Origin of the sequence: Sphingobium lignivorans (assembly GCF_014203955.1) — a bacterium.
Taxonomy (GTDB): Bacteria; Pseudomonadota; Alphaproteobacteria; order Sphingomonadales; family Sphingomonadaceae; genus Sphingobium; species Sphingobium lignivorans.
This window is the reverse complement of the sequence record NZ_JACHKA010000001.1, coordinates 689,434-704,813: the sequence shown is the minus strand read 5'-3', so window position 1 is coordinate 704,813 and position 15,380 is coordinate 689,434. Positions and strand designations below refer to the sequence as shown.

Below are 15,380 nucleotides of genomic sequence, written 5' to 3'. Positions count from 1 at the left end.
GTTTCGCCATCATATTCAGGCATGCCAAAAAGTCGATAACCCTGTACTAGATTGTCCATGTCCTACACCGCCCCCTTCGCCGCTTTCGCGCCCCCCATTCGCGAGCAGTCCCCTCTCCGCCAGGCCATCACCGCCGCCTATCGCCGCCCGGAGCCGGAGTGCATCGCTGCCCTGCTTCCCGCCGCGACTCTGCCGCAGCCCGTCGCGGCCGCCGCGGCCCAGACCGCCCGCACGCTGATCACGCGCCTGCGCGCCAAGCACAAAGGCAGCGGCGTCGAGGGACTGGTGCAGGAATATGCGCTTTCCAGCCAGGAAGGCGTGGCGCTCATGTGCCTGGCCGAAGCGCTGCTGCGCATCCCGGATGCCGCGACCCGTGACGCGCTGATCCGCGACAAGATCGCGCCCGGCGACTGGGCCTCGCATCTGGGCGGCGGGCGCTCGCTGTTCGTGAACGCCGCGACCTGGGGACTGGTCGTCACCGGCAAGCTGGTCGACCCGGTGCATGACGGCAGCCTCTCCGCCGCACTCACTCGCCTCGTCGCGCGCGCCGGCGAGCCGGTGGTGCGCAAGGGCGTCGACATCGCCATGCGCATGATGGGCGAGCAGTTCGTGACTGGCGAAACCATTGGGGAAGCGCTCCGGCGGGCCGGAAAGCTGAACGCGAAGGGCTTCACCTACAGCTTCGACATGCTGGGCGAGGCCGCCGCGACGGCAGAGGACGCCGCTCGCTACATGCGCGACTATGAGCAGGCGATCCACGCCATCGGCAAGGCTGCGGACGGCCGGGGCGTCTATGCCGGCAATGGCATTTCCATCAAATTGTCGGCCATCCATCCGCGCTATGCCCGCGCGCAGGCGGACCGCGTGATGAACGAGCTTCTGCCCCGGGTGAAGGCGCTTGCCGCGCTGGCCCGCTCCTATGACATCGGCCTCAATATCGATGCCGAGGAAGCCGACCGGCTCGAACTCTCGCTCGACTTGCTGGAGAGCCTTGCGCTGGACCCCGATCTGGCGGGATGGAACGGGCTGGGCTTCGTCGTCCAGGCCTATGGCAAGCGCTGCCCCTTCGTGATCGACTGGATCATCGATCTGGCGCGCCGCGCCGATCGCCGCCTCATGGTCCGTCTCGTCAAGGGCGCTTATTGGGACGCGGAGATCAAGCGCGCGCAAGTGGACGGCCTGCCGGACTTTCCGGTCTATACCCGCAAGGTCCACACCGACGTCGCTTATGTCGCCTGCGCGGCGAAGCTGCTGGCGGCGAGGGACGTGATCTTCCCGCAGTTCGCCACGCACAATGCCCAGTCGCTCGCGACGATCTATCATATGGCCGGGCCGGAGTTCACGCTCGGCGACTATGAGTTCCAGTGCCTGCACGGCATGGGCGAGCCGCTTTATGAAGAGGTGGTCGGCGCGGGGAAGCTCGACCGTCCCTGCCGCATCTACGCGCCGGTCGGGACTCATGAGACGCTGCTGGCCTATCTCGTCCGTCGCCTGCTGGAGAACGGCGCGAACTCGAGCTTCGTCAACCGCATCGCGGACCCGCGCGTGCCGGTCGAGGCCCTGATCGCCGATCCCGTGGCGGAAGTGGCCGCCATGCCGATACCCGGCGCCCGGCACGACCAGATCGCCCCGCCGTCCGGCCTGTTCCCGGATCGGCTCAACTCCGCCGGGCTGGACCTGAGCGACGAGAGCCAGCTTGCCTCGCTGTCCCGCGCGCTGCTGGAAAGTGCCGCCATGCCATGGACCGCTGCCCCGGCGGACGGCCGTGGCACGGAACGGAAAGTCGTCAATCCGGCGGACCATCGCGACGTCGTGGGCAGCGTGGTCGAGATGGCGCCCGAGGATGCGGCTGCCGCCGTCGCCCGCGCCGCCGCCAGCACATGGGCGAACATATCCGTCGCCGCGCGCGCCGCCCCGCTGGAAAAGGCCGCCGATGCCCTGCAGGCGCGCATGCCGGTCCTGCTCGGCCTCATCATGCGGGAAGCGGGCAAGTCCGCGCCGAACGCCATTGCCGAGGTGCGCGAGGCGATCGATTTCCTGCGCTATTACGCCCAGCAGGCGCGCGCCACTCTGGCGCCCGGCATGCCGCCGCTCGGTCCGGTCGTCTGCATCTCTCCGTGGAATTTCCCGCTCGCCATCTTCACGGGCCAGATCGCGGCCGCGCTGGTCGCGGGCAATCCCGTGCTTGCCAAGCCGGCGGAGGAGACACCGCTGATCGCGGCAGAGGCCGTGCGCATCCTGCATGAGGCGGGGGTGCCTGCCGATGCGCTCCAGCTCATCCCCGGGGACGGCGCGGTTGGCGCGGCGCTCGTCGCGGCCCCGGAGACGGCCGGCGTCATGTTTACCGGCTCGACGGAAGTCGCTCGGCTCATCCAAGCCACGCTTGCCCAGCGCCTTTCTCCGGCCGGCCAGCCGATCCCCTTCATCGCCGAGACCGGCGGCCAGAACGCCATGATCGTGGACAGCTCCGCGCTTCCCGAGCAGGTCGTGGCCGATGTCATTGCCTCGGCCTTCGACAGCGCGGGTCAGCGCTGCTCCGCCCTGCGCATTCTCTGCCTGCAGGACGATATTGCCGACCGCACGCTGACGATGTTGAAGGGCGCTCTTCAGGAACTGCGCGTCGGCCGCACCGATGCGCTGGCCATCGATATCGGCCCGGTCATCACGGCGCAGGCCAAGGCCGGCATCGAAGAGCATATCGACGCCATGCGCGCGCGGGGACGGACGGTCGAGCAGCTTCCGCTGCCGCAGGAGACCGCCCACGGCACGTTCGTGCCGCCCACCATCATCGAGCTGGACGACATCACCGATCTGACCCGCGAGGTCTTCGGTCCGGTGCTGCATGTGATCCGCTACCAGCGGGCCGATCTCGACCGGCTGATCGATGCCATCAATGCCACCGGCTATGGCCTGACTTTCGGCCTGCACACGCGGCTTGAGGAAACCATCGCGCATGTCACGTCCCGGGTGCGGGCGGGCAATCATTATGTGAACCGCAACATCATCGGCGCCGTGGTGGGCGTGCAGCCCTTTGGCGGACGGGGCCTGTCGGGCACCGGCCCCAAGGCCGGCGGACCGCTCTATCTCGGCCGCATGGTGCAGGGCAATCCGCAGGCACTGCCGCCCGCGCTTGCGCGGCCCGATCCGGCTCTCGCCGCCTTCATTGCCTGGCTGGACACTCGGGGGGAGACCTCGGCAGCCGCCGTCGCGCGGGAGTATAGCGCGCGATCGCCGCTTGGACTGGAAACGGAATTGCCCGGCCCCGTCGGCGAGACCAATGTCTATGCGCTGCATCCGCGTGGCGCCATCCTGCTGATGCCCGCGACGACCAACGGCCTCTACCAGCAGATCGCCGCCATTCTCGCGACAGGCAACAAGGGCCGTGTCGAGGGCATGCCTCTGCCGGCCGATCTGCCGCCCGGCGTCGCGACCCGCCTGTCCGCAAGCGCGCAGGACGCGTTTGGCGGCGCGCTCATCGAGGGCGAGGCCGAGCGTCTGAGCGCTGCTCTGGCGGAGATCGCCGCGCGCCCGGGCGCCGTGCTGCTGCCGCAAGGCGCCAGCCCGGCCGCCTGTGCTGGTGGCCCTGTCTATCGACTGGACTGGCTGGTCGAGGAAGTCTCGACATCGGTCAACACCACCGCTTCCGGGGGCAATGCGAGCCTGATGACGATCGCGTGATCGCGCTGCCCTGCAAGGCAGCAGGTGCGGATATCGATCAGCAAATCTGATGGGCAGCTAACCTGCGTGTGGGAATTGCCGGCTTGCGCGGCGCGCTTCAATATTGCGCAAGGCCTCGCTTCGCCTGTAGGCTGGCACCCCCAGCGGCCCTGGCTGCCGGGTAGTCAAGCCGGCTGGTCATGCAGGGGGCGGGAGAAACATGCATCGCCTCGCGAAGCACGAGATCGGTCGATACTTCGCGCATCGCCACACCCAACGCCTCGCGCGGGCCCTGTTCGGGCTCGGCTGCGCGGCGCTGCTGATCGCGTGCATGCGGCTCATCGGATCGACAACGAGACTCCCGGCTCCCCTTGCGTGGCTTCTCCCGGCCATCGTCTTTGCAACGCTCTACGGACGCTGGCAGGCGGGTCTCATTGCGATGGCCTCAGGCCTTATCGGGATCTGGCTTTTCATACTCCCGCATCAGACCATCTATCAGATTCTACCTCTCACGGATGGCGAACGCCTTTTCACCGTGGGGCTGATCGGCTTCATTCTCCTGTTCCTGACGGAGACCTTCCGCGCACATGTCGATCGCTTGGCCCTGGAAAGGGAGACCGAGCTTGCCCGGCGGCAGATCCTCCTGCGGGAAATTGAGCATCGCACCCGCAACAACTTCGCCATGGTCGCCAGCCTTCTCGAGTTCCAGCGCCGGCAATCAACCTCTCCGGAAGTCGGCCTCGCGCTCGACGATGCGATAAAGCGCATTCATATCTTCGCGGATGCCTACACCCAGCTCGAAGCCAGCCCGGGGGAAAGCAGCGAGGTTGCCATGAAGCCCTATCTCGCCCGGCTTCTCGAGCGCTTCAGCGAAGGCCTGTTCAGCGAGCGCATCGCAATCGAAAGCGCGCTTACGGACGTCTCGCTTCCGGGCAAGGCCGCGGTGGCGGTCGGGCTTTATCTCAACGAGGCGCTGACCAATTGCGCCAAGCACGCTTTTCCGGAAGGCCGCGCCGGCACCGTGCGGGTCACACTGCTTGTCACGACCAATGGTTGGCAGCTTGCCATCATGGATGATGGCGTTGGCGGAGCCAGTGACATGACGAAGGCAGCGACGTCGGGGAGCGGCCTTGGCGGCTCCCTCTTCGAAGCTCTGGCAGCGCAAGCCGGCGCACGCCATGAGGTGACCGTCTCGCAGAGCGGCCGGCGTCTGGACCTGATCAGCCGCCCCTGAACGCGCGCGAGCGCCCGGGCGGCCTGCGGGCGCGACCGGCTCGACGAGCCGGCCGCGCGACGCCCTCAGATCGGGAAATGTCCCGGCTGGGTCTCGATGGTGATCCAGCGCAGCTCCGTGAAGCTGTCGATGCCGGCCTTGCCGCCGAAACGACCATAGCCCGAGGCCTTCACGCCACCGAAGGGCATCTGCGCCTCGTCATGGACCGTCGGTCCGTTGACATGGCAGATGCCGGATTCGATGCGCCGGGCGACGCTGAGGCCCTTGGCCGTGTCGCGCGTGAAGACCGAGGCCGAGAGACCATATTCGGTGTCGTTGGCCAGTTCGATCGCATGCTCGGCGTCGCGTGCGCGGATGATCCCCACGACAGGACCGAAGCTCTCGTCCCGGAAGAGCTTCATGTCGGGCGTGACGCGGTCGATCACATGCGCCGGCATCAGCACATTCTGCGTCGTCTCGCCGCCCGTCAGCTGCTCCGCGCCCTTCCCAAGCGCATCCTCGATCAAGGACAGGCAATGCGCGACAGTCTTGGTATCGACGACCGCTCCCAGCGGCGTGCTTCCCTGCCGGGGATCGCCAACAGGCATGGCCGAAACCTTTGCCTTGAACCGGGCGGCGAATTCATCGGCCACCGCATCCACCACGATGATCCGCTCCGTGGACATGCAGATCTGCCCCTGGTTCATGAAAGCGCCGAAGGCAGCAGCCTTGACGGCTTCATCCAGATCGGCGTCCTCCAGGACAATGAGCGGGGCTTTGCCGCCCAGCTCCAGCAGCACGGGCTTGAGATGCTCGGCGGCACGCTTGGCGATGATCTTGCCGACACCGGTGGACCCGGTGAAATTGATCCGCTTGACTTCCGGCGCGTCGATCAGCGCGCCGACCACTTCGCCCGCATCGGCTGGCGCATTGGTGACGACGTTGACGACTCCCTCGGGGAAACCCGCATCTGCGAATGCCTCGATGATGAGGGCATGGGTGCGCGGGCAGGTCTCGCTCGCCTTCAGGATCACGCTGTTGCCGCAAGCCAGCGGCACGGCGATGGCGCGCACGCCGAGGATGATCGGCGCATTCCAGGGCGCGATGCCGAGAATGACGCCCACCGGTTCGCGCAGCGCCATGGCGAGGCAGCCGGGCTTGTCGGAGGGGATGACTTCGCCATTGATCTGCGTCGTCAGGGCCGCTGCCTCGCGCACCATGCTGGCCGCCAGCCCGAGATTGAACAGAGCCCAGCCCTTGGTGGCGCCGATCTCTCCCATCATCGCGTCGACAAACGCGTCTGCGCGGGCTTCCAGCGCCGTCGCGGCTTTCATCAGCACGGCGCGGCGCGCATTGGGGCCCATCACCGACCAGGCGGTGAAGCCTTCACGGGCCTTGCGGGCAATCGCGGGAATGTCACCCGCCTTGAGCGCGGGCGCCGACGAAGCGACTTCGCCGGTCATGGGGTTAAGCCGGGTAAATTCCATTCTGTCTCTCTCCTGGTCTGGCGCGATCCGCGCTGAGTCCATTGACGGGGACCTTCTTGCCGCGACTCCCGCTCAAGTCCAGTGTGAAGGCATGGGAATTGTCATGTCGGCTGGCATTGCGGCACTGGATGCCCATGCAGCCCGGGCCTGAGGGGGAATGCCGACTTGACCGGGGGGCTGCGCCGGGCGCATCTGGCCCGGGGACGTGCAGCTGCGAAGGCGGGCCAGCAACCGGGGCTGCCTGGTTCGCGCAGGGCACAAATGGGGGCAAGACGGAAATTCATGGCCAGTTCCCTTTCCGAGAGTGATCTCCGCCCGAAGACCTATCGCGCCTTCATCAGCTACAGCCATAGCGACGAAGCGATTGCCCAGAAGCTGCACAAATGGCTCGAACGCTACAGGATCCCGAAGCGGCTCCAGGGCCAGAAGACAAGCCGCGGCACCGTAGAGGGCCGGCTCACGCCCATTTTTCGCGATCGCCTCGAGCTGCCGGCGGCCAGCGATCTCAATGCCGAGGTCAGGCAGGCGCTGGCAGCGTCCGAAACGTTGCTGGTCCTGTGCTCCCCGGCCGCGAAAGGCTCCAGATGGGTCAACGCCGAGATCAGCTATTTTCGGGACCTGCATCCCGACCGTCCCGTCATCGCGGCCCTGCTCGACGGCGAGCCGGAAGAGAGCTTCCCCGACGCCTTGCTGGCACCGGACGAGCAGGGCATCGCCCGTGAACCGGTGGCCGCCGACTTTCGCAAGAATCAGGATGGATCCAAGCTGGCCCGACTCAAAGTCGTCGCCGGCCTGACAGGCCTGGCGCTCGACCAACTGCTCCAGCGGGAAGCGCAACGACAACTGCAACGCGTGATCGCCGTCACGCTTCTCTTTCTGCTGGTCGTGATATTCATGGCGCTGATGCTTGTTTATGTAGCCAATGCCCGGCGGGAGGCAGAAAGAGCGCGTTATCAGGCAGAGGGTCTGGTCGAGTTCATGCTGACTGACTTGCGAGACAGGCTGAAGGGCGTCGGTCGCCTCGACGTGCTTCGGTCCGTCAACGAGCGCGCCCTCGCTTATTACGGGGAGCAGACGGATCTGGCGGCGCTGCCGACGGCGTCGCTCGAGCGGCGCGCGCGCATATTGCACGCGATGGGCGAGGACGATCAGCGCCGGGGCGACACCCGCGCGGCACAGGCCAAGTTCCGGGAAGCCCACAGGGTCACCAGCGCCCTGCTCAGCTCCGCGCCGGAGGATCCTCTTCGGATCTATGCCCATGCCCAGAGCGAATTCTGGCTCGCCTATCTCGATTTCGTTCGGCAGCGCCATTCGGACGCCATGAGGGGCTTCACCACCTATCGGAACTATGCGCGCGAGTTGATCCGGCTCGCGCCGGACAACATGAGCTACCAGCGCGAGCTGGCCTATGCGGATGGCAATATCTGCGCCGTCGCCATCGCGCTGGCAAAACCCAGCGAAGATCTTCAGGCTTGCCGGAGCGCGCTGGAAACCATGGAGCGGGTGGCCCGCTCCCAGCCGGAAGACCAGGGCATCCAGGCCGATCTTGCCAACCGCCATGCCTGGCTCGCCGATGCCCTGCATCTGACGGGGCGCGATGAAGAAGCGCTCGCCGAGAGACTGAAGCAATCAACCATTATTGAAGAGTTGCTGAGGCAGGATCCCCGCAACGCCTCCTTCCTTCAGGACTGGATGCTCGCCCGCTACTCGACGTCCAGCCTTCTTCAGTCTCTGGGACAACACCAGAAGGCGACCGAAATGAGGGAGGAAGCGCTGAAGCTGGCGGACAACCTGATCTCGACGGATCCCGAGAATAACGATTGGCGGGTGTGGCGGACCAAGTTCGAACAATAGGAACCAGGAGACACGAATGTACGGCCCCAGCTATGTTCAAAAACAGCTCGCTCCCTTCGCGCCGCCGGAGGCGTCTTCAACCACTCAGAAGGTGCGTTTCGACATCACGCTCGGCGCGAAGGACGGGACTGTTATCCTGGAGTTCGAGCAGGCCGGATGTCCGGGACAGGACTTCATCACCATCACCGAGGATTGTTTCGTGGAAATCGTCCTGCATGGCGACCAGATCTTTTTCTCAAAGGATCTGGACGGCATCACGACCAAGACCGAGCTGGCCTCTTTCTACGGCGGCCTCACTTACGACCAGTATGACCGGAAGACGGGTCGATATCGCATGGTCTCATTTCATGCGCGATACAATAACGGCGGCCAGGCCGGGACAATTCACGGATTCAATGTTAATGTGGATCTGTTTCGCGGGTTCGACGATCAGCGGCAACCCAAGTGGACGGCACTGACCATCGATCCGGACATCAAGAATCCCCCGCCGATCCCGAGCTGACCGGAAACGAAAGGTCCTGACCCTGTTCAGCCTCTCCCAGATCAGGCAAACGGCCCGAACAGGCGACACGCTTCGCGCGTGGCGCATGTTCGAGGCCGCGGGCTGGTTGAACTCCGACGAGGCCGACGCGCTGAGCCTGCGCGGGCGGCTCCTGAAGGATCGGGCCCTCAGGAGCGCCGGCGAGGACCGCACGCGCTATTTTGACGAGGCCGAGGCTGCCTATATGCGCGCCGCGGGTGACCGGCGCGCGACATATCCTCTCATCAACGCAGCGACGATCGCCTTCCTCAATGGCAAGCCCGAGCGCGCGCAAATGCTGGCACAGCAAACGCTGGCCGTTCTCGAGAGCGGCGACTACGAACCGGAAACGGCATATTGGCTGGGGGCGACCCGGGCCGAGGCCTTGCTGCTGCTGGGAGACATTCCCGGTGGTGTCACCGCTCTGGAGGCCGCCGTCGCCAGAGCGCCCCAGGCCTGGGAGGATCATGCAGCCACTATCCGGCAGCTGCAGCTGATCCTCCAGCAGGCGAACGCCGCGAATGATCTTTTCGATCATTTGCGTCCTCCCGTATGCCTGCATTTCAGTGGCATCATCCACTTGCCGGTTCAGGAAGACGGTATCCGCGATGTCGTGGAAGCGATGCTCGACCAGATACGGCCCGGCTTCGCATTCGGCGCGCTCGCAGCCGGTTCGGACATCCTGATTGGGGAGATGGTGCTGGCGCGCGGCGCCCGGCTGCATGTCGTGCTGCCCGGCCCGGTCGACCTCTTTCGCGAATCCTCGGTCATCCCGTTCGGCGATCAGTGGGCGCGACGCTTCGATACGCTGATCGAGGCCGCCGACGCTGTGGAGACGCTGGGCGGCGTCACGCGCCTGTCGGATGCCGCCGTCACGCTGGCGGAGGAGATGGCCATGGGGCTGGCGATCCGCCACGCCCATTCGCTCGCAAGCAAGGCGGTTGCGCTTCGCCTGAGACGTTCGACGGATCAGGTGAAGGCATCGGAAGCGGTCTGGCGACGCCGGGGACTTCCCGTTTATGACCTCGCGATCGACCGGGAATCTCCGGCTTCGATGCTTGCGACGCTGGACACGGGCCGAAGACGCGCCATCCTGGCTTCCACCGAAGCCTTCCCGGCCGATCTCGAACGAACGGCAGGTAATCGCCCCCGGTTCGTGCAGGATGTGTGGCTGATGGACTTCGACGATCTGGGTCACGCCATCGAAATCGCCACGACCTTCCTGCGCAGCGCCCCGGAAAATTCTCTCGGCCTCGTCTATCACGTCGTCGACAGAAAGGACGATGATGAACAGGAACTCGCCGAGATTGCGAGCCTGCTTGCCTGCCGTGCACCGCAGGGAACGATCTGTGCAGCGGCCCCCGGCGCCTTCGCGCTCGATCTGTGCGCGCCCGGCCATCATTTCGAAGCGGCCGGCGAACTGGTGACCCAGTTCGGTGACATCCCCATAAGGCTGTTTTCCCTCTCCGGCGCCGCCTGAGCGCCCCTCGATCCCGCAAGTTCAGTTGATCATGTCGCGAAGCATGCGCGGCGCGAGGATGATGATCGCGTCATCGTCCCGGCTGATGATGCCACGGCGGGAAAGGATGGCGATTGCCCGGGAGGCTGTCTCCCTTGTCGTGTTGGCGCTGAGGGCGAGAGTCGTGACCTGGGGCGGCGGCGATATACGATTGTCCTCGTCGGCCAGTTCCATCAGCAAGGCATAGACTCGCCCCGCAGCGCTGTAGGTGGTTCGCGCAGCCATGCGATCGAGGGCCCTGTCGAGCTGCCGTGCAAGCAGGATCGCCAGAGCAGACCCGATCTGCGCATGTTTCGCCGCCAATGCGGCGATCGTCCGGGCTTCGGCCCGGAGAAGATGGCAGTCATCCACCGCGACGATCTCGCCCCTGCACGTGGTTGCGGCAGGATAGGCCCCGAAGAACTCGCCCGGCCCATGCTGGGCCAGTTGCTGCCATTGCCCGTCCATTCGCAGGGTCTGAACCCGAACGCGGCCATCGACCACCAGCCAGTTGTGTTTGAGTGCGGCGCCCTGCTGCGCGAGCACTTCCTTGGCGGCCACGCGGACATGGCAAAGCGCGTCGGCGAGGAGGAGGCGCGCGGTTGCCTCATCGCACTGCAAGATGGCCCCAACGGCCATGATTTGCTCCTCAATCTCCAATGGATGCCGCTCCCCGACTAGCTTTCCAGCGCATAGCGCACTTCCGGCCCTGCGCGAAACCGCCTGCTGATGAGCGGCTGCAAAACGAGGCCGTGATCTCCGTCACGCTCCCCGGCGGAAAAATCTGCTAGCTCTCCACCTGCGACCCGAAGGTGGCTCACCGGCTACCTATAACTTTGGCCCGGCAACTCTGGTTGTCGGGCCATTTTTTTTCGACCGGTCCTGTCCAGGGCACCCCGCACGGGACGCTCCGATAAAGCAGGTTATTGCGCTGCCGCTTCCCGCGGAACTTCCACCCCCGAAAACTCCTTCCTCCTGCATCGGACAACAGCGGGAGAGCAACGGTGCGGCAGGAGATATGGACCGTCCGGCGTTTGTGCGGAGTCGCGATCGTCATTGCGGGAGCCGTGGCCGGATTGGCCGACCTGGTCGGTGACATGAACCTCACGGCACATATCGATACGCTCGGCACAGCCTCGGCGCTGCTGTTGAGCGGTCGCTTCAGCCACACTGCCTTGGCGGCCTCGCCGACCCGCGCCCTCTGTCATTCCCGAACCACATAATCTCGACCGCCCCTACCCAACCCCCCAGGAGACGAGACGATGTTCCTTCACAACAAGCGCCTTCAATATACCGTTCGCGTATCCGAGCCGAACCCGGCCCTGGCCTCCATGCTGCTCGAGCAGTTCGGCGGCCCGGATGGCGAGCTTGCAGCCGCCATGCGGTACTTCACACAGGGCCTGGCGGAAGACGATCCGGGCCGAAAGGACATGTTGCTCGATATCGCGACCGAGGAACTCAGCCATCTGGAAGTCATCGGGTCGATCGTCGCCATGCTGAACAAGGGCGCCAAGGCCGCGATGAGCGAAGGCGCGCTTGAGGAAGCGGAACTCTACATGTCGCTGAACGCGGGTGGCGACAGCCATACGCAATCGATCCTGTACGGCGGCGGCCCCGCGCTCACCAACAGCTCGGGCGTGCCGTGGACGGCCGCCTATGTCGACAGCCGTGGCGACCCGACCTGCGACCTGCGGTCCAACATCGCCGCGGAAAGCCGGGCCAAGATCGTCTATGAGCGGCTGATCAACATCACGGACGATCCCGGCATCAAGGATGCGCTGGGGTTCCTGATGACGCGCGAAATCGCTCACCAGAAGAGCTTCGAGAAAGCCCTGTACTCGATCAAGGACAACTTCCCGCCGGGCAAGCTGCCGGGACTGGAGCCCTACGCCAATCTCTACGTGAACACCTCGCAGGGCGAGGGCGATGCGACCGGCCCCTGGAACACGGGTGAGCAATGGGAGCGGATCGACGAGGTCGAGGCCAATCTGCCGCTCGATGGCGGTGACGGGCAGGCGAGCGTCAAGCTCCCGAGCGTGGACATGAAGCGGTCCGCGGCGATGATGGCGCGGCTGCAATCGGATCCCAACGCCAATCCTACGACCGGCGCGGATCTTGGAGCCGCCCCCGGTGCCGGCAAGACCACGGACGAGGATCTCGGCGGCGCCAAGGACATGGCGCAGGCGAAGAAAATGAGCGACGCAAAATCCTGAGGAACAACGAAATGGCAACGCAAGCGACTGACCGCAGCGAAGCGCTGCGACATGAATTCGTCGTCGGTCTCAAAAATGCCCACGCGATGGAACAGCAGGCACTTTCGATCATGGACCGGCAGATCGAGCACCTTGCTCGATATGCCGAGGTCGAACAGCGCCTGAGGAGCCATCGGGGCGAGACCGAACATCAGGTCGAACGACTGGAACGCATCCTGGCATCGCTCGGCGAGACTCATTCGACGGTGAAGGACATCACCATGAGCATCAGCGGCTCACTGGCCGCGCTGGCGCACAGCTTCGCGTCGGACGAGATCCTCAAGAACAGCTTCGCCAACATGGCTTTCGAGAATTTCGAGAAAGCCAGCTACAAGGCCCTCATCATCATGGCGGAGGCCGGTGGCTATCGCGAGGCTGTTCCGTTACTGGAGGAGACCCTGCGTGAAGAGGAGGCCATGATCACTTTCCTCGATGAAACCCTCCCCGCCGTGGTGACGAAATATCTTTCACTGCGGGCGGCCGGCGAACAGGCCAGCCATTGAGCCCTTTCTGGGCGGGCAGCCTGGCAAGTCTGGCCGCCGGGCTGGCCACGGGCCTGGGTGCGCTGGCCATTCTGGCGCTCAAACCCAGCGAGGGACAACATCATAATCTGTTGGGGTTTGCGGCGGGCGTCATGCTCGCCGCATCCTTCTTCTCGCTCATCATTCCGGGCATCGAGCAGGCGCAGGCGCTGGGCGCGACGCGCCCGGCCGCAGCGGCCATCGTGGTCATCGCGGTGCTGATGGGAGCCGGGGCGCTGGGCGTGCTTGGCGCGACACTCCCGAAACTCCATGCCGTCGGGCCCTGGCCGGTATCCTTTGCCGATGCCCGAAGCCGGCGCATATGGTTGTTCATCGCGGCGATAACCCTGCATAATTTCCCCGAAGGGATGGCCGTGGCGGTGAGCTTCGGCGGTGGAAATTATGCCGCCGGCATGACCACGGCGCTGGGAATCGGACTTCAGAACATCCCCGAGGGACTCGCCGTCGCAGGCGCGGCAATGAGCCTGGGGCTCTCGAGAGGGCTTTCCTTCCTCATTGCCCTGCTGTCCGGCCTCGCCGAGCCGATCGCCGGGATGGCGGGCGCCGCAGCCGTCGCTCTGGCGCAATCCTTCCTGCCATGGGCATTGGGCACGGCAGCGGGCGCCATGATCTACATCGTGACCGCCGAGATCATTCCCGACATGCATGACCGGCCCGAGGGCCGCACGAGCAGGGCCTGGCTCATGGCTGGCCTTGCGATCATGATCTTCCTCGACGTGACGCTCGCCTGAGAAGGCGTCTCTCCCGGTCCGGTCAGGGCACGACCAGCACCGGGCAAGGGGCCAGCGATGCCAGTTTCTGGGAAACGCTGCCGAGCAGCAGGCCCGTGAGGCGCCCGCGGCCGCGCCGCCCCAGGACGATGATATCCACCGCTCTGCGTGCCGCTTCGGTCAGGATCGCTTCAGCCGGGTCGCCCCAGAGAAAGCAGTGGTGAATGGTGACAACGCCGGCTCCACTGGCGCGCTCGACCGCTGCTGCCACGATCTGCTCGGCGGCGCTGTCGAGGGCGCTGCCGATGTCCGCTTCGGCATGATTGAGCTGGCGCATCTCTTCCGCCGACAGCTCCCCCGCGACGGTGAGGATCACCAGTTCCGCAGCCAGTCCGCGCGCAAGCTGCGCCGCCATGTCGACCGCGCGGTCGGCCCCCGCCGAGCCGTCCGTCGCCACCATGATCCTGTCCATCAATCTGTCCTCCAGAACTGCGGCCCTTCCGGTCCGTTGTGAAGCGCAAGGTTCAGGCCATGGTGTTGATGGCCTTGCGAAACTGGGCGAGCGCGACCGCATAGAAGACCACGCCAATGGCGATGATGGCGAGAAGCTGCGGCCAGACCACGCTGATGTTCGCCCCCCGGTAGAGGATGCCTTGCGCCAGCTTCACGAAATGTGTGGTGGGCGCGGCCAGCATCACGTCCTGCACCGCTTGCGGCATGCTCTCACGCGGCGTGCTGCCGCCGGACAGCAATTCCAGCGGGACGATCGTGAGGATCACCAGCAGGCCGAATTGCGGCATCGAACGCGCGAAGGTGCCAAGGAAAATCCCCATCGAGGTGGTCGCGAACAGATGCGCGGCCGCGCCGAGCAGAAACAGCCCGACAGAGCCCTCGATCGGCACCTGCATGGCACCCCGCACGATGATGCTGAGCGAGAACCAGGTGGCGACAAGCACCACCAGTCCCATGGACCAGACCTTGGCGGCCATGATCTCGAATGGCGTGACCGGCATGACCAGCAGATGCTCGACCGTGCCATGCTCGCGCTCGCGGATGAGCGCCGCGCCGGTCAGGATGATCGAGAGCAGCGTGACATGGTTGATGACTTCCATCACCCCGCCGAACCAGAGCGAGGTCAGGTTGGAGTTGAAGCGCGCGCGCACCGCCACATCGACCGGCAGGGCCGCTGCCGGCGCACCCCGTGCCGCATAGTCCGCAATCTCCCGGTTCACGATCTGCTGGACATAGGCATTGCCGGAAAAGGCCTGCGCCATGCGTGTCGCATCGACATTGAGCTGGATGGCCGGATTGCGGCCGGCCAGCAGGTCGCGCTGGAAGTTGGGCGGAATATCGAGAACGAATGTGTAGAGCCCCTGATCCATCGCGGCATCGATGTCGCTCTGGGTGATCATGACCGGCGGATTGAAATAAGGCGGGTAGAATGCGCCGACGATCCGGCGCGAGAGCTGCGAGCCATCCTCGTCGATGATGGCGATCGGCGCCTTGTTGAGCGTCTCGGGAATGCCGGTCGCGGCGACATAGACCGAGCCGGTGAAGGCCCAGAGGATCAGCACGACCATCATCCGGTCGCGCCACAGGCTGCGCATCTCCTTGATGCCGAGCCGCATGATGTTGGCGAGCCGCATC

General features: G+C 65.3%; 12 protein-coding genes. 8 read left to right on the top strand and 4 right to left on the bottom strand.

Going from position 1 to position 15,380, the window contains the following annotated elements; translation table 11 throughout:
- Positions 1 to 57: 57 nt before the first annotated feature.
- Positions 58 to 3,678 (top strand): trifunctional transcriptional regulator/proline dehydrogenase/L-glutamate gamma-semialdehyde dehydrogenase, encoded by a 3,621-nt coding sequence (gene putA / locus HNP60_RS03315; RefSeq protein ID WP_184150179.1) that lies wholly within the window; start codon positions 58 to 60, stop codon positions 3,676 to 3,678.
- Between the two features lie 199 nt (positions 3,679 to 3,877).
- Positions 3,878 to 4,891 (top strand): sensor histidine kinase, encoded by a 1,014-nt coding sequence (locus HNP60_RS03310; RefSeq protein ID WP_184150176.1) that lies wholly within the window; start codon positions 3,878 to 3,880, stop codon positions 4,889 to 4,891.
- A gap of 65 nt (positions 4,892 to 4,956) precedes the next feature.
- Here HNP60_RS03310 and HNP60_RS03305 read toward each other — a convergent pair whose 3' ends face one another.
- Entirely contained in the window at positions 4,957 to 6,357 is a 1,401-nt protein-coding gene (locus tag HNP60_RS03305) for an aldehyde dehydrogenase (protein WP_041391705.1), read from the bottom strand.
- A gap of 165 nt (positions 6,358 to 6,522) precedes the next feature.
- On the opposite strand from HNP60_RS03305, the gene HNP60_RS03300 reads away from it, so the two are divergent.
- The 3 genes from HNP60_RS03300 to HNP60_RS03290 are packed head-to-tail and all read left to right on the top strand — an operon-like array spanning position 6,523 to position 10,211.
- Entirely contained in the window at positions 6,523 to 8,211 is a 1,689-nt protein-coding gene (locus HNP60_RS03300) for a toll/interleukin-1 receptor domain-containing protein (RefSeq protein WP_260394624.1), read from the top strand.
- Between the two features lie 16 nt (positions 8,212 to 8,227).
- Positions 8,228 to 8,713, top strand: a complete 486-nt coding sequence (locus HNP60_RS03295; RefSeq protein WP_184150174.1) for a nucleotide synthetase — start codon at positions 8,228 to 8,230, stop codon at positions 8,711 to 8,713.
- Positions 8,676 to 10,211, top strand: coding sequence for a TRAFs-binding domain-containing protein (locus HNP60_RS03290; protein ID WP_338056750.1), 1,536 nt, complete (start codon positions 8,676 to 8,678; stop codon positions 10,209 to 10,211). The genes HNP60_RS03295 and HNP60_RS03290 overlap by 38 nt, the downstream gene beginning before the upstream one ends.
- 21 nt (positions 10,212 to 10,232) lie before the next feature.
- On the opposite strand, the gene HNP60_RS03285 is transcribed toward HNP60_RS03290, so the two are convergent.
- A complete protein-coding gene (locus HNP60_RS03285; protein ID WP_260394623.1) occupies positions 10,233 to 10,868 on the bottom strand; it encodes a Crp/Fnr family transcriptional regulator in 636 nt (211 codons plus the stop codon).
- Positions 10,869 to 11,491: 623 nt separating this feature from the next.
- Between HNP60_RS03285 and HNP60_RS03280 the strand changes: the two genes are divergently transcribed.
- Genes HNP60_RS03280 through HNP60_RS03270 form a run of 3 tightly spaced genes read left to right on the top strand, consistent with a single transcriptional unit; the run spans position 11,492 to position 13,754 of the window.
- Positions 11,492 to 12,442, top strand: coding sequence for a manganese catalase family protein (locus tag HNP60_RS03280; RefSeq protein ID WP_014075027.1), 951 nt, complete (start codon positions 11,492 to 11,494; stop codon positions 12,440 to 12,442).
- Positions 12,443 to 12,453: 11 nt separating this feature from the next.
- Complete coding sequence (locus HNP60_RS03275; RefSeq protein ID WP_184150166.1) at positions 12,454 to 12,984, top strand: DUF892 family protein; 531 nt, start codon at positions 12,454 to 12,456, stop codon at positions 12,982 to 12,984.
- Positions 12,981 to 13,754, top strand: a complete 774-nt coding sequence (locus HNP60_RS03270) for a ZIP family metal transporter (protein ID WP_184150163.1) — start codon at positions 12,981 to 12,983, stop codon at positions 13,752 to 13,754. The genes HNP60_RS03275 and HNP60_RS03270 overlap by 4 nt, the downstream gene beginning before the upstream one ends.
- Positions 13,755 to 13,776: 22 nt before the next feature.
- On the opposite strand, the gene HNP60_RS03265 is transcribed toward HNP60_RS03270, so the two are convergent.
- Positions 13,777 to 14,205 (bottom strand): universal stress protein, encoded by a 429-nt coding sequence (locus tag HNP60_RS03265; protein WP_184150159.1) that lies wholly within the window; start codon positions 14,203 to 14,205, stop codon positions 13,777 to 13,779.
- 52 nt (positions 14,206 to 14,257) lie between these two features.
- Positions 14,258 to 15,379, bottom strand: a complete 1,122-nt coding sequence (locus HNP60_RS03260) for an ABC transporter permease (protein WP_184150156.1) — start codon at positions 15,377 to 15,379, stop codon at positions 14,258 to 14,260.
- Position 15,380: the final 1 nt, after the last annotated feature.

Bases quoted from the DNA above. Each gene is read 5' to 3' on its own strand.
- putA (WP_184150179.1), top strand. From the start codon at position 58: ATGTCCTACACCGCCCCCTTCGCCGCTTTCGCGCCCCCCATTCGCGAG.
- HNP60_RS03310 (WP_184150176.1), top strand. From the start codon at position 3,878: ATGCATCGCCTCGCGAAGCACGAGATCGGTCGATACTTCGCGCATCGC.
- HNP60_RS03305 (WP_041391705.1), bottom strand. From the start codon at position 6,357: ATGGAATTTACCCGGCTTAACCCCATGACCGGCGAAGTCGCTTCGTCG.
- HNP60_RS03295 (WP_184150174.1), top strand. From the start codon at position 8,228: ATGTACGGCCCCAGCTATGTTCAAAAACAGCTCGCTCCCTTCGCGCCG.
- HNP60_RS03285 (WP_260394623.1), bottom strand. From the start codon at position 10,868: ATGGCCGTTGGGGCCATCTTGCAGTGCGATGAGGCAACCGCGCGCCTC.
- HNP60_RS03280 (WP_014075027.1), top strand. From the start codon at position 11,492: ATGTTCCTTCACAACAAGCGCCTTCAATATACCGTTCGCGTATCCGAG.
- HNP60_RS03275 (WP_184150166.1), top strand. From the start codon at position 12,454: ATGGCAACGCAAGCGACTGACCGCAGCGAAGCGCTGCGACATGAATTC.
- HNP60_RS03265 (WP_184150159.1), bottom strand. From the start codon at position 14,205: ATGGACAGGATCATGGTGGCGACGGACGGCTCGGCGGGGGCCGACCGC.
- HNP60_RS03260 (WP_184150156.1), bottom strand. From the start codon at position 15,379: ATGCGGCTCGCCAACATCATGCGGCTCGGCATCAAGGAGATGCGCAGC.